17 protein-coding genes, 2 tRNA genes and 1 other RNA gene are annotated in these 21,760 nt (G+C 73.9%); 10 read left to right on the top strand and 10 right to left on the bottom strand.

Features of this window, described 5'->3' with window-relative positions; all coding sequences use genetic code 11:
• Positions 1-73 precede the first annotated feature (73 nt).
• Complete coding sequence (locus ACIRQY_RS13460) at positions 74-811, top strand: sulfite exporter TauE/SafE family protein (protein WP_403924857.1); 738 nt, start codon at positions 74-76, stop codon at positions 809-811.
• Positions 812-980: 169 nt separating this feature from the next.
• Here ACIRQY_RS13460 and ACIRQY_RS13455 read toward each other — a convergent pair whose 3' ends face one another.
• Positions 981-1,268 (bottom strand): metal-sensitive transcriptional regulator, encoded by a 288-nt coding sequence (locus ACIRQY_RS13455; protein ID WP_317879144.1) that lies wholly within the window; start codon positions 1,266-1,268, stop codon positions 981-983.
• Between the two features lie 82 nt (positions 1,269-1,350).
• Between ACIRQY_RS13455 and ACIRQY_RS13450 the strand changes: the two genes are divergently transcribed.
• The gene (locus tag ACIRQY_RS13450; RefSeq protein WP_403924855.1) at positions 1,351-1,944 is read left to right on the top strand and encodes a rhodanese-like domain-containing protein; all 594 of its coding nucleotides are present in this window, start codon (positions 1,351-1,353) and stop codon (positions 1,942-1,944) included.
• A gap of 232 nt (positions 1,945-2,176) precedes the next feature.
• The gene (locus ACIRQY_RS13445; protein WP_351789745.1) at positions 2,177-2,806 is read left to right on the top strand and encodes a MarC family protein; all 630 of its coding nucleotides are present in this window, start codon (positions 2,177-2,179) and stop codon (positions 2,804-2,806) included.
• A 94-nt stretch (positions 2,807-2,900) separates the two neighbouring features.
• On the opposite strand, the gene ACIRQY_RS13440 is transcribed toward ACIRQY_RS13445, so the two are convergent.
• The 5 genes from ACIRQY_RS13440 to ACIRQY_RS13420 all read right to left on the bottom strand — a co-directional run bounded on the left by ACIRQY_RS13440 (position 2,901) and on the right by ACIRQY_RS13420 (position 8,758).
• A complete protein-coding gene (locus ACIRQY_RS13440) occupies positions 2,901-4,118 on the bottom strand; it encodes a winged helix DNA-binding domain-containing protein (protein ID WP_403924851.1) in 1,218 nt (405 codons plus the stop codon).
• Positions 4,119-4,376: 258 nt separating this feature from the next.
• Entirely contained in the window at positions 4,377-5,213 is an 837-nt protein-coding gene (locus tag ACIRQY_RS13435) for an alpha/beta fold hydrolase (protein WP_403924848.1), read from the bottom strand.
• A gap of 150 nt (positions 5,214-5,363) precedes the next feature.
• A complete protein-coding gene (locus ACIRQY_RS13430) occupies positions 5,364-7,619 on the bottom strand; it encodes an FtsX-like permease family protein (protein ID WP_403924845.1) in 2,256 nt (751 codons plus the stop codon).
• The gene (locus tag ACIRQY_RS13425; protein WP_403924842.1) at positions 7,616-8,290 is read right to left on the bottom strand and encodes an ABC transporter ATP-binding protein; all 675 of its coding nucleotides are present in this window, start codon (positions 8,288-8,290) and stop codon (positions 7,616-7,618) included. Before ACIRQY_RS13425 ends, ACIRQY_RS13430 begins: the two co-directional genes overlap by 4 nt.
• A gap of 60 nt (positions 8,291-8,350) precedes the next feature.
• Positions 8,351-8,758: a hypothetical protein gene (locus tag ACIRQY_RS13420; protein ID WP_403924839.1), complete on the bottom strand. Its 408-nt coding sequence runs from the start codon at positions 8,756-8,758 to the stop codon at positions 8,351-8,353.
• Positions 8,759-8,972: 214 nt separating this feature from the next.
• Here ACIRQY_RS13420 and ACIRQY_RS13415 point away from each other — a divergent pair, with 214 nt between their 5' ends.
• Positions 8,973-9,530, top strand: a complete 558-nt coding sequence (locus ACIRQY_RS13415; RefSeq protein WP_403924837.1) for a hypothetical protein — start codon at positions 8,973-8,975, stop codon at positions 9,528-9,530.
• 137 nt (positions 9,531-9,667) lie between these two features.
• Here ACIRQY_RS13415 and ACIRQY_RS13410 read toward each other — a convergent pair.
• Positions 9,668-9,755: transfer RNA gene (locus ACIRQY_RS13410), tRNA-Ser, on the bottom strand.
• Between the two features lie 117 nt (positions 9,756-9,872).
• Between ACIRQY_RS13410 and ffs the strand changes: the two genes are divergently transcribed.
• The 6 genes from ffs to ACIRQY_RS13380 all read left to right on the top strand — a co-directional run bounded on the left by ffs (position 9,873) and on the right by ACIRQY_RS13380 (position 19,181).
• Positions 9,873-9,971, top strand: an RNA gene (gene ffs / locus ACIRQY_RS13405) — signal recognition particle sRNA small type.
• Between the two features lie 398 nt (positions 9,972-10,369).
• Positions 10,370-12,535: a DNA polymerase III subunit gamma and tau gene (locus ACIRQY_RS13400; RefSeq protein ID WP_403924834.1), complete on the top strand. Its 2,166-nt coding sequence runs from the start codon at positions 10,370-10,372 to the stop codon at positions 12,533-12,535.
• A gap of 61 nt (positions 12,536-12,596) precedes the next feature.
• Positions 12,597-13,847 carry a phosphoribosylamine--glycine ligase gene (purD, locus tag ACIRQY_RS13395; protein WP_403924830.1) on the top strand — a complete coding sequence of 417 codons (1,251 nt, stop codon included), beginning with the start codon at positions 12,597-12,599 and terminating at the stop codon, positions 13,845-13,847.
• A gap of 261 nt (positions 13,848-14,108) precedes the next feature.
• Positions 14,109-16,313, top strand: a complete 2,205-nt coding sequence (locus tag ACIRQY_RS13390; protein WP_403924827.1) for a hypothetical protein — start codon at positions 14,109-14,111, stop codon at positions 16,311-16,313.
• A 336-nt stretch (positions 16,314-16,649) separates the two neighbouring features.
• Positions 16,650-18,110 carry a N,N-dimethylformamidase beta subunit family domain-containing protein gene (locus ACIRQY_RS13385; RefSeq protein WP_351789771.1) on the top strand — a complete coding sequence of 487 codons (1,461 nt, stop codon included), beginning with the start codon at positions 16,650-16,652 and terminating at the stop codon, positions 18,108-18,110.
• A 162-nt stretch (positions 18,111-18,272) separates the two neighbouring features.
• Positions 18,273-19,181 (top strand): phosphoribosylaminoimidazolesuccinocarboxamide synthase, encoded by a 909-nt coding sequence (locus ACIRQY_RS13380; protein WP_351789774.1) that lies wholly within the window; start codon positions 18,273-18,275, stop codon positions 19,179-19,181.
• Positions 19,182-19,347: 166 nt separating this feature from the next.
• Here the strand turns inward: ACIRQY_RS13380 and ACIRQY_RS13375 are convergent.
• The 3 genes from ACIRQY_RS13375 to ACIRQY_RS13365 form a co-directional block, all read right to left on the bottom strand.
• Positions 19,348-19,423: transfer RNA gene (locus tag ACIRQY_RS13375), tRNA-Gly, on the bottom strand.
• Between the two features lie 22 nt (positions 19,424-19,445).
• The gene (locus ACIRQY_RS13370) at positions 19,446-20,105 is read right to left on the bottom strand and encodes a response regulator transcription factor (RefSeq protein ID WP_351789921.1); all 660 of its coding nucleotides are present in this window, start codon (positions 20,103-20,105) and stop codon (positions 19,446-19,448) included.
• 122 nt (positions 20,106-20,227) lie between these two features.
• Positions 20,228-21,664, bottom strand: coding sequence for a sensor histidine kinase (locus ACIRQY_RS13365; RefSeq protein WP_403924823.1), 1,437 nt, complete (start codon positions 21,662-21,664; stop codon positions 20,228-20,230).
• Between the last annotated feature and the right edge of the window lie 96 nt (positions 21,665-21,760).

Here is a 21,760-nt window from a genome sequence, read left to right as displayed (position 1 = left end):
CCACCACCCCGCGCCCCGGCCCGCGTGTCGGTCCGCCCGCCTGCCCTCCCACCGGCCCGGCGGGACCGGCCCGATGCTGATCGCCCTCGCGGCCGGTGCCGTCGTCGGGCTCGCGCTCGGGGCGCTCGGCGGCGGGGGCAGCGTCCTCGCCGTGCCCGTACTGATCTATCTGCTCGGCTTCACCCCGACCGCCGCCGCGACCGCCAGCCTCCTGATCGTCCTCGCGACCTCCGCGACCGCGCTCCACGGGCACGCCAGGGACGGCAACGTCCGCTGGCGGACCGGCGCGCTCTTCGCGGCGGCGGGACTCGTCCCGGCGGCGGTCGGCGGCCTCCTCGCGGCCCGGCTCCCGGAGACGCTGCTCACCGCCGGGTTCGCGGCGGTGGCGGGGATCGCGGCGGTGCGGATGCTCAGGCCCACGGCCCCGGCGGAGGGAGTGCGCCGCTCGGGCCCGGCCGTCGCGGGCGCGGGCGCCGGGCTCGGCGCGGTCACCGGGGTCCTCGGGGTGGGCGGCGGCTTCCTGACCGTCCCGGCCCTGGTCCAGGTCGTGGGGCTGCGGATGCGTCAGGCGGTCGGCACCAGCCTGCTGGTCGTCGCGGCCAACGCGCTGGTCGCGCTGCTCGCCCGGTCGGGCACGGCCGAGCCGCTGGACTGGGCGGTGGTCGCCCCCTTCGCGGGGGCGGCGATCCTGGGCGCCTGGGACGGCCGTCGCCTCGCCTCGAAGGTCTCGGGGAACACCCTGCGCCGGATCTTCGGCGCGGTGCTCCTCGCGGCGGCGGCGCTGATGCTGCTGGACGCGACGGTCCTGTGAACCCGGGACCCGAGGACGCGGACGCCTTGAGGCCCGGCAGCCACCGGGACCGCCGTGACCGTCATGACCTCCGAGGCCGCTACGGCACCGGGGGCGTACTGCCCGGGGACGCACCGCCCAGAGGTGACGACCCGGGCGCCCGGAGACGGCGACCGGCCGCCCCCGGTGCCTACGCCAGCGACAGGAAGAGCTTCTCCAGGCGGGCCCGCATCGCGTCGCGGTCCTCGCCGTTCCGGCGGCCGTCCTCGACGTCCGTCAGACACTGCTGGAGCCCGGTCGCGATGATCGCGAACCCGGCCCGGTCGAGGGCGCGGGAGGCGGCGGCCAGCTGGGTCACGACCTCCTCGCAGTCGCGGCCCTCCTCGATCATCCGGATCACGCCGGAGATCTGGCCCTGAGCCCGGCGGAGCCGGTTCAGGACGGCCTTCAGCTCCGCACCCGCGAGATCCAGTTCCACAGCCACTCCTCCACAGATACCCCAGGGGGTAATTTACTCCCCAGCACGGGGCTCCCGTCGAAGACCAAGGATGACACTTGCCATGAACGCACCCCTCCTGCTCGACCCCGACCAGGCCCGCGCCCGGCTGGCCGACCTCACCGTCGTGGACGTCCGCACGCCCGGCGAGTACGCCTCCGGGCACGTGCCCGGCGCCGTCAACGTCCCGCTCGACCGCCTCGACCGCGCCGTCCCCGCCCTCCGGGAGGCGGCGGCGCGCGGCGGCCTGCTCCTCGTCTGCCAGTCCGGCAGCCGCTCGGCCAACGCCTGCGCCCGGCTCGCGGGCGAGGGGATCGGAGCGTACGACCTCGACGGCGGTACGAGCGGCTGGGCCGCGCGCGGCCACGGCCTGGCGCGTCCGGCGGGCGCCCCCGCGAAGCCGGTGTGGGCGATGGACCGCCAGGTGCGGCTGGTCGCGGGCTCGCTGGTCCTCCTCGGCCTACTGCTGGGAATCCTGGTCCACCCCGCCTTCCAGCTGTTCTCGGCGGGCATCGCGGGCGGCCTGGTCTTCTCGGCGCTCACCAACACCTGCGGCATGGCCCTGATGCTCGGCAAACTCCCGTACAACCGCGCCAACGCCTGCGCGACGGACCTGGACACCACCCTGACCCGCCTCCATCGGGGAACGGACGCGTGACCTCCCGGGAGGGTGGAGAGGCGGCACCGCCCCTCCACCCTCCCGGCGGTTTCCGCCCCGACGGCAGGACCCGGGACTCCCGGCAGCCCCCGGCCCCGCCGGTGGCCCCCCTGTTCCGCGCGGCCTCCACCGCTTCCCGCAGAACAGCCGGAACCGCCGGGCCGTTCTCGACACCGCGCGGGAAAAAATCTCGAAAACCGGAGAAATCACCCGACCGCACCATGATTCCGGTGTGAACACCTTCACCTACTCCGCCGCCTTCATCACCTTCTTCTCCGTCGTCGGCCCACCGAAGGTCCTCCTCTCCTTCGCCGGACTCGCCCAGGTGCACCCCGTCCGGCAGCTCCGCACCATCGCCCTGATCTCCTCCGGCGCCGCCGTCCTCGTCGGACTCCTCACCGGACTCGCCAGCCCCTGGCTGCTCGACCTTTTCCACATCAGCACCCCCGCGCTCCAGATCGCGGGCGGCGTCATCTTCTTCATCTACGCCGTGGGGCTCGTCCTCGGCCTCCACATCGGCTCCGCCCCCACCCACCAGGACGGCCCCGACCTGGCCAGCGGCGTGCGCGAGCTGCTCGTGCCGTACGTCGTCAGCCCCCTCGCCCTGACCGCCGTCCTCATCGAGGGCGCCGCCCGCGACTCGTTCAGCTGGCGCTCCACCGTCGTCGGCGCGTACGTCTCCGTCATCGCCCTCGACCTGATCTGCGTCCTGCTGCTCACCCGCGTGCTGCGCCGCACCCACCACGCCACGATCGAACTCCTCGCCCGCCTCCTGGGCCTGCTCCTCGCCGCCGTCGGCGTCGACCTCGTCCTCGACGGCCTCGCCGCCCTGGGCGTCCCCGGTCTGTACACACGCCACTGAGCCGGTCCGTTCCCACGTACGCCGAGGAGCCCCGCCCGTGTGCCCGTACGGGTGTGACCGGGCCCGCCCGTACGAGGTGCGCCGCCGTCCCCGCTCAGCCCCCGCTCAGCTCGCGTTCCAGGGGGGCGCGGAAGCGGGGGGTCACCCGGACGTCCCCCACCCAGGCCGTCAGCCGCTCCGCCTCCGCCCCGATCGCCCGCTCCGCCTCCGCGCCCACGTCCGTCAGGAGCCGGTGGACGACCGTGCCGTCCGGGCGCTGCGCCCAGCCGCCGACGATCCGGCCGTTCCACCACACCGTCGGCCCGATGTTGCCGCTGCGGTCGTACAGCGCCGGGCGGAGCTCCGGGGCCAGGTACCAGTCACGGCCCTGCCAGCCCATCGCCGTCGGATCCAGCGTCGGCAGCAGCGCCGCCCACGGCTCCCCCTCCGGTACGGGCGCGAGGTCGTCCGGCAGCACGAACCCGGTCCCGGCGTCCCCGCCCGCCCCTGCCGTCCCACCCGCGCCCTCCGTCGGCTCCAGGCGCACCCGCACCGCCCCTACGGCGGTCAGCGCCTCCCGCACCTCCGTCACCTTCCACCCCGTCCACCACTTCAGATCCGCCTCCGTGGCCGGACCGCACGCCGCCAGCCAGGGCCGGAGCAGCTCCGCCCGTGCCTCGGCGGGCGCCCGCTCCGGATGCGGCACGCCGAGCGCCCAGCGGAAGCGGCTCGACGTCCACGACCCCTGCGGCCTGCCCCGTACGATCCGCCCCTCCATCCCGAGCACCCGCAGCACCCGGCTCGACACCGACTGCACGCCCTCCTGACGGGTGCCGGGGCCGTACAGATACGTCGATCTCAACTCCGGCACCGCGTCGCCCAGTTCGGCGCCGGTGGCTTCCCCACGTCTCGCCAGTTCGGCGAGGACACGGTCCTCGGTGCCCGCCAGCCAGGCCGCGTCGAAGGAACTGCCCGCCACCAAGTGCTTCACCAGCGCGGTACGTTCGCGGACGGCGGCGGGCCGGGTCGTCGAGGCCTGCACGGCGGGCGTGAGCGCGACCGGGAAGACGAAGACCGTGTGCCGCATCCCGTGCATCCGCACCAGCGACCGGTCCTCGTACAGCGCTCTCTCCACGTCCGCCACCGGACCGACCGTCCCGGCCAGCCTGGCCCCCACCGCGAGGAACACGCTCGCCGGGTCCGTCCCGTGCAGCGCCACGAGCGCCCCCGCGACCTCCTCCGCCGATCCCGCCCGCGCGCCCCTCGCCAGCAGGTGCCGCGCCCCGAGGCGCGCCCTGCGCTCCGCCGTACCGATCGTCCTCGTCTCGCCCATGCGTCCCAGCATGGCGCAGCGCACCGACAGTCCCCCGGAACCGGGCCGGTCCGCGCGGTACCTCCGGCCCGGCCCGCCACCCGATACGCCAACGGCCCCCGCCACGATGTCAGTTCGGCGAGATCCGGGGAGCGCTTCCCGAGCCCGAGGTCTCATCGTTCCCGGGGTCCGGGTCCGGGTCTCGCCGTCCCTCCCCGGAGCTCAGGCGTCACGGCTCCCAGGAGTCCGGGGGCGCCGGGAGCGCACCGGCCCTGGGCGTCAGGAGACGTTCCGCAGAAAGCCGAGGACCAGCCGGTGCAGGAGGTCGGGACGTTCGAGGTGGACGTCGTGCCCGGCGCCGGGCAGGCTCACACCGTGCAGCGCGGGCCGGAGCCGGACCATCTCCGCGTACTCGTCGCCCCCGATGATCCCGCCCTGTTCGCCCTGCCCGAGGACGGCGAGGACGGGGCAGGCGACGGCCGCCCACTCGTCCCAGAAGGCCCGGCGGACGTTCTCGTCGAGGGAACGCACCATGACCTCGGGGTCGAACCGGGGATGCAGCCCGTCGGCGCGTTCTTCGAGGCCGCCCGCCCAGCCGTCCCCTACGGGTTCCTTCCCGCCGCCCAGATAGGCGGCGGCCACCTCCCGCGAGGGGAACGGCACCGGCCAGGCGGCCAGCCAGCCCGCGATCTGCTCCTGGGTGCCGGGGTGCGCACCCCCGGGCCCCGCCTCGACGAGGACGAGGGCCCGGGGCAGAGCGGGGTGGGCGGCGGCGGTGAGCAGGGCGGTGCTCCCGCCGAGCGACTGACCTATCAACACCGGTCGTTCGAGGCCGAGTTCCTCGATGACGGCGACGGCGTCGGCGACGTACGCGGCCCGGGAGACGTCCTCGGGGCGGCGTTCGCTGGCGCCGTGCCCGCGCTGGTCGAGGGCGACGACCCGGTGTCCGGAGTCGCGCAGCAGCCGCGCGGTGGCGTCCCATTCGCCGGAGTGTCCGGCGAGCCCGTGGAGCAGCAGGACATCGGTGCCGGAGCCGCCCCAGTCGCGTACGGACAGCCGCACCCCGTCCCTGCTGACATGCCGCTCTGACCAGGGAGAACCGGAGGAGTTCGTCATCCTTCCATGATCCATCAAGTCCGGTGGGTTCCCTAGGGGGTGGGCGCGGAACGCGGATCGAGGAGCCGGTCGGCGACTTCCGTACGAGCGGACGGACGGACGGTCGCCCGGCCGTCGCCCGGTACCGGCCGGCCCGTGGCCGTACGGGCGTCAGTCCCGCCGGATGTGCTCGGGATCGACGTGCCGCCGCACCATCGGCAGGGAGGCGAGGGCGGCGGCGAGCAGGACGCCGAGGGTGCAGCCGAGCAGCAGTGGAAGCCCGTCCCAGTCCCAGTGCACGGCACCGCCCCCGGTGATCAGATAGCTGGACTCGGCGAGCCACCCGGCCACGAGGGCGCCCCCGAGCCCCACGACGAGCGGCAGCAGCACCTGTACCACCTGCACCACCCGCAAGGTCCCGGCCCGCGCCCCCAGCAGGACGAGCGCGGCCACCTGCCCCCGCCGCTCCATGGCCCGGTCGGCCACGGACACGACGAACGCGGCCACCCCGATGACCAGTCCGAGCACCATCCCCACACCGAGCAGACTCCGGATCACGGCGAGCTGCGCGAGCGATTCGATGACGATCCCCACGGGCTGCACGTCCGCGGTGGGAGCCACGGCCCCGATCCCGTCGAGCACCGAACGGACGGTGGCGGGGTCGGCGTCGCTGACGAGCGTCAGAGTGCCCGCCGAATCGGCGAGACCGGGCGGGAGCAGGGAGGGCGGGACGAGGAGGGCCCCGGAGGAGAAGACGGACAGGTCCCAGGGCCGTACGTCGATTCGCTCGCTCGGCACGGTGAACACGGTCTTCCGGCCGTCCTCCAGGGCGAAGGGGTAGCGCTCGCCCGCCTTCGGGTCGTACGCGAAGGTGCTCCGCTTGTCACGCAGTTGCATGACCTCGTCGTCGACGCAACCGGTCGCCCGCTCCGTCGAGGCGGTGAGCTGCGCACAGGTGGCGACGACGAGGTGCGCGTGGGGTACGTCGCTGCCGTCGAGCGGATCCCAGGAGTCGTACGAGGCCACCTGCGTCCGTACCCCGGACACCTTCCCGAGGCCCTGTCGCTGGGCGGTGTCGAGGTCGCTCAGACCGACGCTGTACTCCTGGAGGGGAGCGGTCTGCCGACTCACCTGGTCCAGCTCGACGAGGACCCCCTGCGTCAGGGACGCCCCGAACACCAGCAGGACCAGCCCGGTGACCACCCGCAGGGACGACCCCGGATCGACCTCGGCCCTTCGCATCGCCAGCGCCACCGGCAACGACTTCGTCGTCCCGGCCACCCGCCGTGCGAGCCACGCCGTGATCGGCGCCAGACCGAACACGAGCCCGGCACCGGTGAGCAGTACGGCGCCGGGCACGAGGACCGCGCTGGCCGAGCCTCCTGAGGGATCCCGCCCCATCAGGCTGAGCACGCAGTACCCGGCGATGATTCCCAGCCCGGGAACGAGGAGCAGCGTCCCGAGCTTCCGGGGCGCCCGGCGCTCCCCGGTCCTCCGCACGCTGATCGGCGAGGAGACGGCCCGGCGGGCGCTGTACTGGCCGACGACCCAGGCGAGCGCGGGACACCCCAGCAGGCACACGGCGAACGTCGTCACCTCGGGCCGTCCGTCCGCCGGATACCAGTGCAGCCCGGGAAGTCCGATCCGTGCCATCAGTTCGTTCGCCCCGAGGTACCCCACGATCCCGATCACGGCCCCGACGAAGGCGGCGGCCACGCTCTCCCCGGCGTTGACGCGGAGGGTGTCCTTCGCGCTGAGCCCGACGAGCCGCAGGGCGGCGAGCCGCCGGGCCCGGGACTCACCGGAGAGCCGGGCGCAGACGGAGAGGAAGATGACGAGGGGCAGCAGCACGATGCAGCCGAGGGTGAAGCGGAGGATGTCGAGGGTGGAGGGGTCGACCAGTTCGTCCCGTACGCCGTCGGCGCCGAAATGGCCGAGGGCCCGCGCCTCCGGCAGGGTGGCGGGATCGGCGCCGATGTAGGCGTAGAGGTCGTCGGGGCCGCCCAGCCCGACCGGTGCGATGGTGCCGGTGACCCGCCCCGGCACGAGCCCGGCGGCCCGGGGGTTGGCGGCCAGGACCTCGGCCAGCTTCGGCGACACGACGGCCTCGCCCGTCCGGGGAAGCCGTGTGATCCCCGGCGGGACGGGCGCGGGGCCGGCGCCCGTACGGCCGAAGAAGACACGGCGCAGCGGCTGGGAGCCGTACGGGTCCAGGTACTCCTGGTAGACGATGTTCTTGTTGTGGCCCGGGGACACCGCGCGGCTCGTCGTGCGCGCGTCGTGCGCGGCGAGGATCGTGGGAATGGTGAGGACGGCCGCCAGGCAGGCCACCCCCAGGGCGGAACCGAACGCCATCAGCAGGAAGCGGACCCTTCCCCTGCGACCGCTCCGCCACAGCAGACGGATCCCCAGGACGAACGGGTTCACACCGCCACCCGCTGGGCCAGCACACCGTCCGACATCGTGTACCGGGTGTCGGCCCTGGCGGCGACCTCGGCGTCGTGGGTGACGATGACGACGGCCGTCTTCTGCCGTCGGGCCAGCCAGAGGAACTCCTTCAGGACGGTCTCCGCGTTGACGCTGTCCAGCGACCCCGTCGGCTCGTCCGCGAACACCACGTCCGGCCGGTGGACCAGGGCCCTGGCGACGGCGACGCGCTGGCTCTGGCCCCCCGAGAGCTGGGAGGTCCTGCGCCGCAGGAGATCGCTCATGCCGAGCCGCCCCAGCACGTGGGCGGCCATGACGTGGGCGTGCGCCTTGCTGATCCCGGCGAGCCGGAGGGGGAGCGCCGCGTTCTCCTCGACGGTCAACTCCGGGAGGAGTTCGCCGTACTGGAAGACGAACCCGAGACGGGTACGGCGCAGGGCGCTCAGCTCCCCGTCCGGGAGGGAAGCGAGCCTGATCCCGTCGAAGGTGACGGTTCCGGCGGACGGGGGGAGGACTCCGGCGAGGCAGTACAGCAACGACGACTTCCCAGACCCGCTGCTGCCCATGACGGCGGCCACTTCACCGCGCTTGAGCGTGAACTCGGCACCGCTGACGGCCTGCTCGGTGCCATAGAAGAGATCCACGCCCTCGGCGCGGAGAATGACGTCCATGGTGATCGCGCACTTTCTGCAGTAGGGGGCTGCCACGGGTCGGCAGCCCCTGGCTCTCGTCTACCGCCGGGCGAACAGCCGTTCCTCCGAGCAGCTGTCGGGCTGCAGGGACCCACGGTCGAGGCACACCTGCATCCGTACTTGCTTGGTCTTCAGGACCGCGCCGTCGTAGAAGACCTTGTCGATCTTGACGGCCTTCTTCTGTACGCCCTTGACCTTCCCCCACGCATAGTTCTCGACCTTGACGCGGAGGTAGACGTTGTGGCCGTCATCGGGGATCTTGTCGTACAGATCGCCCCTCACGCGCAGCCCGCTGGGGGCCTTGTCGGTGGGCTGCCACTGGTACTTGCCGACGAACGAGACGCCTGGCGTCTGCATCGTCAAGCGGTGCTCCGAGCTGGCCACCGCCACCCCCATCCCCCCGAAGAACAGCCCTCCGGCCACCACTGCCGTGGCGAACTTCCTCATCGATAACCCCTGTTTGGCTTGTGTGCCGACTGGTCATCACAGAAAGTATCGGCATCACTACACACCGGATGTCGCAGGAACGTCCCTCCCCCTCAGCACCCCCCGAACCGGTGAATGCGCCCCTTCCGGTGAATGCGCCCCCTTCACTCCCCGTAGGGGTGACCGTCGGTGCGCCTGCGTGAAGGGTGGGGGCGGGGTCGCCAGGGTGGCCCGCATGCGTTCTTCCTCTCTCCTGGGCCGTGCCCTCGTCCCCCTCGTCGCCGCCGTCGCGCTGCTCGGCACCGCCGGGACCGCCGTCGCCGGTGCCGTCGAGTCGTGCGGTTCGATCATCACGGCGCCGCTCGACCGGCCCGTTCCCGCCGACGAGCCCTGTCCCAGTACCGACCCCGTCGTGTGCCGTATCCGCGTCCTGCCGATGGACGAGAAGGTCGAGGCGCAGCGGACCCGGATGAGCTACCACGGGCTTCTGGAGGAGATGCACCGCACGGAGGCGGCCATGCGCGAGGCGGGCGCCACGGACGAGGAGATCGCGCGGGAACTCGTCGACATGCGGAACGAGGCGAAGGAGATCACCCGCGCGGGCATGAGTCCCGAGGAGGTCCGCATCCTGGAGGCCCGGAACATGGCGAAGTACGGCAACCCGCTCGGCCCGACCGCCGACCAGCTCTACGCCAAGTACGGTTCCTGGCCGCAGGTGATCGACGCGTCGACGCGGACCAGCTACGCCGTGGACCGCGCGCTCAGCCTGGAGTACCGCCCCTGCCCGGTGTGACCGATGGGCGCCGACGGCCCTCGTGCGCCAGGCGCTGAGGGCTGACGGCCGAACGCGTCCGGAGTTCCGGGACGGCAACGCCGAAGGGCCCCACCGCGAACGGTGGGGCCCTTCAACGTATTGCCCGGTGAGAGCAATGGCGGAGGATACGAGATTCGAACTCGTGAGGGGTTGCCCCCAACACGCTTTCCAAGCGTGCGCCCTAGGCCACTAGGCGAATCCTCCGGTCCGAACATTACATGACCGAGGAGGGTGCTTGCGAACTCGATCCGGGGCCGGGTCGCCGAGGTGTTCCAGGTGGGGGAGCCGCACCGGGGAGCCCCCGGGATCGGGTACGCTGAGCGAAGCCCCTCACGCGGTGCTATCTGACTGAACTCCCCCAGGGCCGGAAGGCAGCAAGGGTAGGTCGGCTCTGGCAGGTGCGTGGGGGGCGCTTGCGTTCTTCGACCGCTTCACCGCTCCGACGGCTCGATCTCCTCGCCGCAGCCATCGGCCCACCGCCCCGCGCGGGCCGCGCCTCGCGCCCCACGGTCCCGCCGCTCCGTGCCCCGGGGACCGTTGCCTGCCGCCTGCCGCCTGCCGCCTGCCGCCTGCCGCCTGCCGCCTGCCGCCTGCCGCCCACGGTCCCCGTGCCCTTCGCGGCCCGGCCCCCGTACCCCTTCCGTTCCAGGCCCGCTCCGGAGCCCGATCCGGCTCCGGTTCCGTACGGATCACGAGTCCGTGTCGCTCGGGCCCGGCCCCGGCTCCCGTACGGATCACGCGTCCGTGCCGTCCGGCCCCGGCGGCCGCCCGCGGCGGATTTTCCCGGGTTGTCGGTGTGCGCCTATAACCTCGTACACGTGTCGTCTCTCGCGCTCTACCGCCGCTATCGCCCCGAGTCCTTCGCCGAGGTCATCGGGCAGGAGCATGTCACCGACCCGTTGCAGCAGGCCCTGCGGAACAACCGGGTCAATCACGCGTACCTGTTCAGCGGGCCCCGTGGGTGCGGGAAGACGACCAGCGCGCGCATCCTGGCGCGCTGTCTGAACTGTGAGCAGGGGCCCACCCCGACGCCCTGCGGGGAGTGCCAGTCCTGCCAGGACCTCGCGCGTAACGGACCCGGCTCGATCGACGTCATCGAGATCGACGCGGCCTCGCACGGTGGTGTGGACGACGCCCGTGACCTGCGGGAGAAGGCCTTCTTCGGGCCCGCCTCCAGCCGGTACAAGATCTACATCATCGACGAGGCCCACATGGTCACCCCGGCGGGCTTCAACGCCCTCCTGAAGGTGGTCGAGGAGCCGCCGGAGCACCTCAAGTTCATCTTCGCCACGACCGAGCCCGAGAAGGTCATCGGGACCATCCGCTCCCGCACCCACCACTACCCCTTCCGGCTCGTGCCCCCCGGCACCCTGCGGGACTACCTGGGCGAGGTCTGCGGGCGCGAGGGCATCCCGGTCGCGGAGGGCGTGCTGCCGCTGGTGGTGCGCGCCGGCGCCGGGTCCGTGCGTGACTCGATGTCCGTGATGGACCAGCTCCTCGCCGGTGCCGCCGACGACGGTGTGACGTACTCCATGGCGACCTCCCTGCTCGGCTACACGGACGGCTCGCTCCTCGACGCGGTCGTGGACGCGTTCGCCGCCGGGGACGGCGCCGCCGCCTTCGAGGTCGTGGACCGGGTCGTGGAGGGCGGCAACGACCCCCGCCGTTTCGTCGCCGACCTCCTGGAGCGGCTGCGCGACCTGGTGATCCTCGCCGCCGTCCCGGACGCGGCGGAGAAGAGCCTCATCGACGCCCCGGTCGACGTGATCGAGCGGATGCAGGCCCAGGCGTCCGTGTTCGGCGCCGCCGAGCTGAGCCGGGCCGCCGACCTCGTCAACAACGGGCTGACCGAGATGCGGGGCGCCACCTCGCCCCGGCTCCAGCTCGAACTGATCTGTGCGCGCGTGCTGCTGCCCGCCGCCTTCGACGACGAGCGGTCGTTCCAGGCGCGCCTCGACCGTCTGGAGCGCGGGATGGCGTCGGCCCCGCCCGCCGCCGCGCCCGCGCCGGTCTTCACCGCCGGGCCGCCCGCGCCCGCGATGGGATACGTCCCCGGGCCCGAGGCCCACACCCCGATGGCCCCGCCCCCGCTCCCCCCGGCCGCCCCCGCGCAGACGGCCCCCGCACCCGCCCCGGCGGCGCCCGCTCCCGCGCAGCAGCCCGCGCCCCCGAAGGTCGCGCAGCCCCAGCAGCCCGCACAGCCCCCGCAGGCCGCGCCCGCCGCGCCACGGCCCGGTGCGTGGCCCGGCGCCGCCGCCCCGGGCAGCGGCGCCCCAGGTGCCTGGCCCGGCGCGTCCGCCCCGGCGGCCCCCGCGCCCGCCTACGCCCCCGCGCCCGTGCAGCAGCCGCAGGCACCCGCCCCGGCCGCCGCTTCCGGCGGCGGGGACACCGCACAGGTGCGGAACCTCTGGCCGCAGATCCTCGACGCCGTCAAGAACCGGCGCCGTTTCACGTGGATCCTGCTCAGCCAGAACGCGCAGGTGGCGGGCTTCGACGGCGCCACCCTCCAGCTCGGCTTCCTCAACGCGGGCGCCCGTGACAACTTCGCCACCAGCGGCAGCGAGGAAGTCCTCAAGCAGGCCCTCGCCGAGCAGTTCCAGGTGAACTGGAAGATCGAGGCGATCATCGATCCCTCCGGCGGCGCCTCGCCCCCGCCCGCCGCCACCGGTTTCGGCGGCGGCCGTCCGCAGGCGCCCGCCCCGGCGTTCCCGCAGGCCCCGCCCGCCCCCGTACAGCAGCCGCAGTCCGCGCCCTCCTTCCCGCCGGGCGGCGGCGGCTTCCCGGGCGCGGGCTCCCCGCCGGCCCCGGCGTCCGGGCCCGCCGCCCCGTCCGCGTACGCGCCGTCCGCGCCGCAGCCCGTGGCGCCCGAGGACGACGTACCGGAGGAGGACGACCCCGACCTCGTCGACTCGGCGCTCTCCGGCCACGACCTGATCGTGCGCGAGCTGGGCGCCACCGTTGTGGAGGAATATCCGAACCAGTAGGGCCGTCTCGCTCGGTGGCCCGCACAAAGGGCATCCCGCGCCGGGGGCTACCCTGGCAGGCGTGAAGGTCCTCGTCATCGGCGGCGGCGCCCGCGAACACGCCCTGTGCCGCTCTCTCTCCCTCGATCCCGACGTCACCGCTCTGCACTGCGCGCCCGGCAACGCCGGAATCGCGGAGGTCGCCGAGCTGCACCCCGTCGACCAGCTCGACGGCGACGCCGTCGTGCGCCTCGCCACCCGGCTGGGGGCGGAACTCGTCGTAGTCGGCCCCGAGGCGCCGCTCGTCGCCGGTGTCGCCGACGCGGTCCGCGCCGCCGGTGTCCCCGTCTTCGGCCCGTCGCGGGAAGCGGCGCGGCTGGAGGGCTCCAAGGCGTTCGCCAAGGACGTCATGGCGGGCGCCGGGGTGCCCACCGCCCGCAGCTACGTCTGCACGACCCCCGAGGAGATCGACGAGGCGCTCGACGCCTTCGGCGCTCCGTACGTGGTCAAGGACGACGGTCTGGCCGCGGGCAAGGGCGTCGTCGTCACCGACGACCTCGCACGGGCCAGGGAGCACGCGCTCGCGTGCGACCGCGTGGTCATCGAGGAGTTCCTGGACGGCCCCGAGGTCTCCCTCTTCGCGATCACCGACGGCACCACCGTCCTCCCGCTCCAGCCCGCCCAGGACTTCAAGCGCGCGCTCGACGGCGACGAGGGCCCCAACACCGGTGGCATGGGCGCCTACTCGCCGCTGCCCTGGGCCGACCCGAAGCTGGTCGAGGAGGTCCTCGGGACCGTCCTCCAGCCGACCGTCGACGAGCTGCGCCGCCGGGGCACGCCGTTCTCCGGCCTGCTGTACGCGGGCCTCGCGATCACCGGCCGCGGAGTGCGGGTCATCGAGTTCAACGCGCGCTTCGGCGACCCCGAGACGCAGGTCGTCCTGGCCCGGCTGAAGACCCCGCTGGCGGGCGTCCTGCTGAACTCGGCCAACGGCACCCTGGACGACCAGGCCCCGCTGAGCTGGAGCGACGAGGCCGCCGTCACCGTGGTCGTCGCCTCGCACAACTACCCGGACACCCCGCGCACCGGCGACCCGATCGAGGGCCTGGCCGAGGTCGCGGAGCGGGACGCCCCGCTCGCGTACGTCCTCCACGCCGGTACGAAGCGGGACGGCGACGCGGTGCTGAGCGCGGGCGGCCGGGTCCTCTCGGTCACCGCCACCGGTACGGACCTGGCACAGGCCCGCGAGCGCGCCTACGCGGCGGTCGGCCGCATCCGTCTTGACGGCTCCCAGCACCGCACGGACATCGCGCGGAAGGCCGCCGAGGCCTGACCCCCCAAGGGGGAGCGCCCCGGCCGTGCGGTGGAGCAACCCTGCACCGCACGGCCTCCCGAACGCCATCACCTTTGCCCAAGGCCATTCCATCGAGTGACGGTTGAGCCATCCGGATGACGTCCGCCACAGCCCCAACTAGGGTGCGGCGGAGGCGTTCCGGCACTTGGCCCACCGGCATTGCGATGTCGGTGCCGGGTGCCACAGTGGGGGAGTGAGCAACACCGCCACAGGCAGTCCCGACGTGGGCAGGAGGGGGTGATGTACGGCGTGTCCGGTACCGGTTCCGTTGTCGCCGAGGAGTGGGGAGCGCGCGCCGCGCACTCCCGGGCCCTCGCGGTCCTCCGGGTCCGCGGCAGGGCCCTGGGCCTCGCGGTCCTGCCCGCCGCCGTGGCCGTCGTGCTCCACGCGGGCGGTGCCGCGGGCCACTTCACGGGCCCCGGCTGGGAAGCGGCCCGCTGGGCGGTCAGCGTCCTCGCCGCCGTCGTCCTCGTCGCCGCCTCGGCCGTCACGCTCGTCGTCGTCCTGGCCCGCCCGGCGGCCACGCCCACGGTGGAGCTCTCCGAGACCGCCGCCCCCGACCTCTACCGGCTCGTCCGGGACCTCGCCGACCGGCTCGGCGTCCCCGCACCCTCCGCGATAGCCCTGACCCCCGACTGCGACAGCTGGCTGGAGGACCGCACCCACCGGGCGCTGCGCGCCCCGGGCGACGCCGGTGGCCGGAGTTCCGGCAGCGCCCCCGTCCTCGTCATGGGCTCGCCCTTCCTGTGGTGGATGCGCGTCGGTGAACTGCGGGCGATCCTCGCCCCGGTCGTCGCCGGTACGGGCCCCGCCGCGCATCCCGACATAGCCGCCGCCCGCCGTTTCGTCCGGGGACTCGACGCCGCCGTCGCCGTACCGGCCGAGCCCGGTCTCGACCCGCTCCGGCGGCTCGGCGCGCGCGGGGTCGCCCAGGTCGCCCGGGTCCTGCTCCGCGCCTGCCGGACGCACGCCGCCGAGATGGAGCGCGGGGTCGCCGCAGCGGGCTCCGAGCGCGCCCAGGCCGTGGACTACGGGGTGCGGATCGTCGCCCAGGAGCAGGTCGGTCTCGCGTACGCGGGCTGGGACCGGCTCCTGACCCGGGTCGCGCTGCCCGCCTGGCGCATGGGCCGCTGGCCCGCCCGGCTCGACGCGGGCGTGGTCTCCGCGCTGACCGAACTGTCCCGCCGGGACCGGCTCGCGGACGGCTTCTCCTCGCGGCTCGGCGAGCGCCCGGCCTGCGACCTCCTGGAGGAGCCCGGCGCGGTCGACGAGGTCACCTCGCTGCTCGCCGCCCGGCTTTTCCACGGCGGCCCGGCCGAGCCCTGTCCCGACTGGTCGCCGGTGGAGTGGAACCAGTACCCGGAGGAGGTCGTCGACCGGAAGTGGCGTACGGACGCGGCCCGGCTGCACCGGGTCCTCGACGGCCTCGGTGTGACCGGCGGCCCGACGCCCGACGACGGCCCGACCCTGGCCCGGGTGATCGACCATCTGACGGCGGGCGATGCGGAAGGCCGTGCGGAAGGCTGGACGGAGAGCCGTGCGGTGGACGCCGCCGACGTCGCTCCCGGTTGTCCCGCCTCCCCCGCCTCCCCCGCTGGTCCTGACGGTGCTGTCGGTGCTGTTGGTGCTGGGGGCCCTGACGAACCCGGCGCCCTCGTCGCTCCCGAGACCTTCGCCGGGCGGGACGCCCTCGCCGGTGCCGGTACCGCTTCCGATGCCCCTGCCGACCTTGGTGTCCCCGCCGCCCCCGACGCTTCCGTCGTCCCCGGCGCCCCCGCCGAGCCCGGCTCTCCCGATGGTCCCGACGCCTTCGACGCACTCGACGACGAGCCGGTCAATCCCGCGGCCGAGGCCCTCGCCGCCGCGCTGAGCGGCCTCCTCGCACGGGAGGAAGCGGTCAGGGAGGCGCGGGTGGCCGCCGGTACGTCCGTGAAGGCCAAGGCGCCCGGGGCGACCGGGAACAAGTCCAGGACGAAGCCCGGGCCCGGAGCGAGGTCCGCACCCGGGGCCGCCCCGACGTCCGGAGCCGGAGCAAGGACAGGGGCCGGGGCAGGGGCCGTGCCCGGGACGGGTTCCACGGCCGGAGCCCGGTCGGCGGGCTCCGGGGCCGACTCCGAGGCCGATCGGGTCGTGCCCCCGCCGCCCGTCGTCTTCAGCGGTTCCGACGGCCCCCTGCCGCTGTTCCCGCTCCAGCCGCCCCGGAGCGGCCGTGACCTGCTCGCCGACCATGTGACCGCGATGGTCTGCTGCGCGGCCGTGGACACCGCGGGGGCGGCACCCGGACTGGACTGGCTCGACGGGCCCTCCCTGCTCGTGGGCGGTGAGCGCGCGGCCGATCTCGGCCCCCGGGTCCTGGCCCTGGTGGAGGACGGGGACCCGGAGCCGCTGCGGCTCTGGCTGGCCCGTACCGGAGTGCGCCCGGAGAAGCCCGTACGACTGGTCTGAACCAGCCAAGACCGGCCATCGGGCCGTTCCCGGGGTGGATCACCCGATGGTTCTCGGACAGGGCTCCGGGCGTTTTCATGGCTACTGTCCTGGTTTCACGGCTATTTTCGGCCGCCTCTCCGGCCGTTCCGCCCGGAGTCAGCGCTTCCACTCTCGTCAATTCACGACGAACGGTGACGGAGTGCGCGCGTTATGTGATGTGCTGGAGACCGCCACTGACAGAGGCACGCACCGGACGTCCGCGCCAGTGGCACGGACCAGCCACGGGCCGATCGACCGAGCCGGGGGAACCGAGACCGACCGGGAACGACCGGGGGAGTCGAGGGAGGGCGCACCATGGGGGCGGACCAGATCAGGAGGTGGGAGTCGGGGGCGCTGGCGCACGCCGTCTCCGATCCCTTCGGCCAGGGCCCGCTGCCCTGGCTGCGCGGCTCCGAGAACTACTTCGACGACACCGGGCAGATGGTGCCCTGGTACGCGGACGAGATCCTGGCCAGCGGCGGCAACGGGGGCCCGCGCACCGCGGACGACGTGCGCCGCCAGATCAAGGGCTTCGCCTCCGAGGGCGCGGTGGCACCGGGCGAGTCGATCGACTTCCACATCACGGTGGACCCGCCGCAGGAGTTCTCGGTGGACATCTACCGGATCGGTCACTACGGCGGTCATGGCGCCGCGAAGATCACCACGAGTCCCCGGCTCTCCGGGATCGTCCAGCCCGCCCCGCTCACCGCCGACCGCACGGTCTCCTGTCACCACTGGTGGCAGTCCTGGCGGCTCCAGGTCCCGTCCTACTGGTCGATCGGCGCGTACGTGGCCGTGCTCACCACCGCCGACGGGCACCGCTCGCACATCCCGTTCACCGTCCGGGACAGTCACCCGGCGGACCTGCTGCTCGTCCTGCCGGACGTGACCTGGCAGGCGTACAACCTCTACCCGGAGGACGGGCACACCGGCGCGAGCCTCTACCACGCGTGGGACGAGGAGGGCCGGCTGCTCGGTGAGGAGGACGCGGCCGTCACCGTCTCCTTCGACCGTCCCTACGCGGGCGCGGGACTGCCGCTGCACGTGGGGCACGCGTACGACTTCATCCGCTGGGCCGAGCGCTACGGCTACGACCTGGCGTACGCGGAGACCCGCGACCTGCACGCGGGCCGGGTCGACCCCGGGCGCTACCGGGGACTCGTCTTCCCCGGGCACGACGAGTACTGGTCGGTGCCGATGCGCAGGACCGTCGAGCGCGCCCGCGACCAGGGGACCTCGCTGGTCTTCCTCTCCGCCAACACCATGTACTGGCAGGTGGAGCTGGGCCCCTCGCCCTCGGGGGTGCCGGACCGGCTCCTGACCTGCCGGAAGCGGCGCGGTCCCGGCCGGTCCGCGCTCTGGCGCGAGGTGGACCGGCCGGAGCAGCAGCTGCTCGGCATCCAGTACGCGGGACGGGTGCCGGAGCCGCGTCCGCTGGTCGTCAGGAACGCGGGGCACTGGCTGTGGGAGGCGACCGGGGCGGGCGACGGCGACGAGCTGCCGGGACTGGTCGCGGGCGAGGCGGACCGCTACTTCCCGCGCACCCCGCTGCCCGAGCACCAGGGCCGCATCCTGCTCGCGCACTCGCCGTACCAGGACGGGGAGGGGGCGCTGCGGCACCAGGAGACCTCGCTGTACCGGGCGCCCTCGGGGGCCTGGGTCTTCGCCTCCGGCACCTTTGCCTGGTCTCCCGCGCTCGACCGCCCGGGGCATGTGGACGCCCGGGTGCAGCGGGCCACGGCGAACCTCCTCGACCGGATCTGCAAGAGGGACTGACCGGGATCTGGCAGGAGGGACCGACCGGGGGCCGGGCGTCCGCCGACCGGGATCGACCGGGATCGGCCGGGATCGATCAGGGCTGACCGGGGCCGCTCGCCGTGGTGGTGGCCGGGTGCGAGAGAATCGAAACGCTCCTGGATCAACCTACGCGGAGGAACCGTGTCCGGATTCGTAGAAAAGCCCGAGCCCGTCCAGGTCCCGGGCCTGACCCATCTCCACACGGGCAAGGTGCGCGACCTGTACCGGAACGAGGCCGGTGACCTCGTGATGGTGGCGAGCGACCGCCTGTCCGCGTACGACTGGGTCCTGCCCACCGAGATCCCCGACAAGGGCCGGGTCCTCACCCAGCTCTCCCTGTGGTGGTTCGACCAGCTCGCCGACCTGGTCCCGCACCATGTGCTCTCGACCGAGCTTCCGGCCGGCGCCCCCGCCGACTGGGCCGGGCGCACCCTGATCTGCACGTCGCTCGCCATGGTCCCGGTCGAGTGCGTGGCCCGCGGCTACCTCACCGGCTCCGGTCTCGTGGAGTACGACGAGTCCCGCACGGTCTGCGGTCTCGCGCTCCCCGAAGGGCTCGCCGACGGTTCCGAGCTGCCCGCGCCGATCTTCACCCCCGCGACGAAGGCGGCGGTCGGCGACCACGACGAGAACGTCTCCTACGAGGAGGTCGCCCGGCAGGTCGGCGCCGAGACCGCCGCGCTGCTGCGCCGGACGACGCTCGCGGTGTACGGCCGGGCCCGGGACATCGCCCGCGAGCGCGGGATCGTCCTCGCCGACACCAAGTTCGAGTTCGGCTTCGACGGGGACACCCTCGTCCTCGCCGACGAGGTGCTCACCCCGGACTCCTCGCGGTTCTGGCCCGCCGCACAGTGGCAGCCGGGCCGTGCCCAGCCCTCGTACGACAAGCAGTTCGTCCGTGACTGGCTGACCTCCCCGGCCTCCGGCTGGGACCGCCGGAGCGAGCAGCCGCCGCCCGCGCTCCCGCAGGACATCGTGGACGCCACCCGCGCCAAGTACCTGGAGGCGTACGAGCTGCTGACCGGGAAGACCTGGTCGGACAGCTTCTGAAGACCGTTGCAGTCCTAGGGCGTGTTTCGAAAGTGGCGTCGTCTGCCCGGCAGGCAGGCGGGACTTTCGAAACACGCCCTAGCCGTCCGTGCTCCCGCCCCCTCCGCCGACGGAGGGGGCGGGAGCACGAGAAAGCCCCCGGTCGGATCGACCGGGGGCTTCTTCATGGAGCGGACGACGAGATTCGAACTCGCGACCCTCACCTTGGCAAGGTGATGCTCTACCAGCTGAGCTACGTCCGCATGCGCCGTAGCGCGGAGCCAACTATACCCAACCTTTGGTCTGCGCGAGACGCACCGCCGTGTGCCGGTTCTCCGCACCGAGTTTCGCGGCGGCGGAGGAGAGGTAGTTGCGGACGGTTCCGGGGGAGAGGGAGGCCCGCCGGGCGATCTCCGCCACGGGGGCTCCGTCGGCGGAGAGTTCGAGCACCTCCGCCTCCCGGGCGGTCAGCGGGGAGTCCCCGGCGGCGATGGCGTCCGCCGCCAACTCCGGGTCGACATAGCGGTTTCCGGCGTGCACGGTACGGATGATCTCGGCCAGCCGCCGGGCGCTGACGGTCTTCGGCACGAAGCCCCGGACCCCGGCGGAGAGCGCCCGCTTGAGATGCCCGGGACGGCCGTGACCGGTCACGATCATGGTGCGGCAGCCGGGCAGTTCGTCCCGCAGGGCTGTGGCGACCCTCACACCGTCCGCCCCCGGCATCTGCAGGTCGAGCACGGCGACGTCGGGCCGGTGGGCCAGGGCCATGGCGAGCGCCTCGGGCCCGGTCGCCGCCTCGGCCACGACCACGAGGTCGTCCTCAAGACCGAGGAGCGCGGCAAGGGCGCCCCGGATCAGATGCTCGTCGTCGGCGAGCAGCACGCGGAGGGGCGGGGGTGCGGGGGTGGTGGCCGCGGCGGAGACCCCCGGCCCCGGCTCCGGCACGGGTACGGGTACGGGGTCCGACTCCGGTACGGGTACGGGGTCCGACTCCGGCACGGGGTGGGGTGCGGCTCCCGGGGCGGGCGCGTCGCCCCGCTCCGGTGCGGAGCCCGGTCCGGGCGCGGTCATCGGTCGACCGCCTTCGTCAGAGGAGGCGTGGACGGCGACCCCGGCGACTCGGAGGTGGGCGACCCGGGCGCGGTCGGTGCGGGCACCTTCCCCGGCGCGGGCCCCGAGCGCGGCGGTTCCGGGGCGGGCGCCACGGTCCGTACGGGCACCACCGGCACGGTCACCGGCATCCCCCGCATCCCTGGCGGCGCCGAGGCACCGGTGGCCGTACCCGGGCCCGTACCCGTGGCCGGTACGCGGGCCGTCACCTCGAACGTACCGCCGTCGCCACGGCCGGCCTCCAGGGTGCCGTCGACGGCCGCGAGCCGTTCGCGCAGTCCGGCGAGGCCGGAGCCCCGGCCGGGCAGGTCCGTGCCTGCCCCGGGGCCGTCCGCCCCGTCGTTCACGACCGTCAGCAGCACCGTGCCGTTCTCCTCCCGCACGGTGATCGCGCAGTTCCGCGCGTCCCCGTGCCTCAGTACGTTCGTGGTGGTCTCCCGGACCACCCAGCCCAGCGCCGACCGGACGGGGTCCGGCAGGTCGAGTGCGGGGGCGTCGACGGCGCAGTCGATCCCGGCGGCGCCGAGCACGCCCCGCGCGCCCTCCAGTTCCACCCGCAGGTCCGCCTCGCGGTAGCCGCGCACGACGTCCCGCACCTCCCGCTGGGACTCCTGGGCGATCCGCTGGACCTCGGTCATCTGGTCGACGGCCTCCGGGCGTCCGCGCCGGGCGAGCTGGACGGCCAGCTCGCTCTTGAGGGCGATGACGGAGAGGTTCCGGCCGAGGATGTCGTGCAGGTCGCGGCCGAAGCGCAGCCGCTCCTCGGCGACGGCGAGCCGGGTCTGCACATCGCGTGCCGCGCGCACTTCGAAGACGACGCCGAGCACCCAGAGCGAGAGGCGGATGGTCACGGCCAGCCAGCCGGTGAAGAACAGGACGATCCCCAGGAACGCCAGGGTCTGCCCGGCGTTCGTGCCGGTGAGCGGGACGAGGGCGCCGAGCAGGGCGATCAGGAGCGCCTGGTGGAGGACGATCCGGCGGACCGGGAGGACCAGGCAGTGCCCGGCGGCGAAGGGGATGAGCGCCGCCCCGAGCATCGAGGGCAGCAGGTCCCCGATGCCGGCGGTGGCCCCTGCGAGGAGGACCGCGCCGACGGTGGCTGCCCCGGCGGCGGCCGCGTACCGCACGACGTGCCTCGGGACCGGGGTGCCGGGGTGCAGGTAGGCGTCCATGGCGAGGCGCAGGAAGCGGTGGCCGAAGAACCCGTTGGCGAGGTTGAGGAGCGGGGCGACGATCACGAGGGGCAGCGGGGCCTCGTGTCGTACCTGCCGGACGAGGAGCAGGAGTCCGAGGACGAACACGGCGGTCCACAGCAGCATGTACGCGGTGACGCGGGTGTAGAGGTCGACCTTGTCCAGGCCGCTGCGGCGGCTCAGGGCGCGCAGGCTCTTCATGGGGTCGGCCCCTCCAGGTGTCCGGTCGGCGTCCGGTCGATGTCCGGCGCAGGGGTGTGCGGTGCGCCCCGCCGCCCGTCGTCCGGGGCCGGCCGG

This window comes from Streptomyces sp. NPDC101490 (assembly GCF_044767145.1).
In the GTDB taxonomy this organism is placed as follows: Bacteria; Actinomycetota; Actinomycetes; order Streptomycetales; family Streptomycetaceae; genus Streptomyces.
The sequence above is the reverse complement of the archived record's forward strand: the minus strand, read 5'-3'. Positions and strand labels throughout refer to the sequence as shown.

What these genes read in the sequence shown, in the direction of transcription:
- ACIRQY_RS13420 (WP_403924839.1), bottom strand. Translation starts at nt 8,758, where the DNA reads ATGAGGAAGTTCGCCACGGCAGTGGTGGCCGGAGGGCTGTTCTTCGGG.
- ACIRQY_RS13440 (WP_403924851.1), bottom strand. Translation starts at nt 4,118, where the DNA reads ATGGGCGAGACGAGGACGATCGGTACGGCGGAGCGCAGGGCGCGCCTC.
- ACIRQY_RS13415 (WP_403924837.1), top strand. Translation starts at nt 8,973, where the DNA reads ATGCGTTCTTCCTCTCTCCTGGGCCGTGCCCTCGTCCCCCTCGTCGCC.
- ACIRQY_RS13450 (WP_403924855.1), top strand. Translation starts at nt 1,351, where the DNA reads ATGAACGCACCCCTCCTGCTCGACCCCGACCAGGCCCGCGCCCGGCTG.
- ACIRQY_RS13365 (WP_403924823.1), bottom strand. Translation starts at nt 21,664, where the DNA reads ATGAAGAGCCTGCGCGCCCTGAGCCGCCGCAGCGGCCTGGACAAGGTC.
- ACIRQY_RS13435 (WP_403924848.1), bottom strand. Translation starts at nt 5,213, where the DNA reads ATGACGAACTCCTCCGGTTCTCCCTGGTCAGAGCGGCATGTCAGCAGG.
- ACIRQY_RS13425 (WP_403924842.1), bottom strand. Translation starts at nt 8,290, where the DNA reads ATGGACGTCATTCTCCGCGCCGAGGGCGTGGATCTCTTCTATGGCACC.
- ACIRQY_RS13460 (WP_403924857.1), top strand. Translation starts at nt 74, where the DNA reads ATGCTGATCGCCCTCGCGGCCGGTGCCGTCGTCGGGCTCGCGCTCGGG.
- ACIRQY_RS13385 (WP_351789771.1), top strand. Translation starts at nt 16,650, where the DNA reads ATGGGGGCGGACCAGATCAGGAGGTGGGAGTCGGGGGCGCTGGCGCAC.
- ACIRQY_RS13390 (WP_403924827.1), top strand. Translation starts at nt 14,109, where the DNA reads ATGTACGGCGTGTCCGGTACCGGTTCCGTTGTCGCCGAGGAGTGGGGA.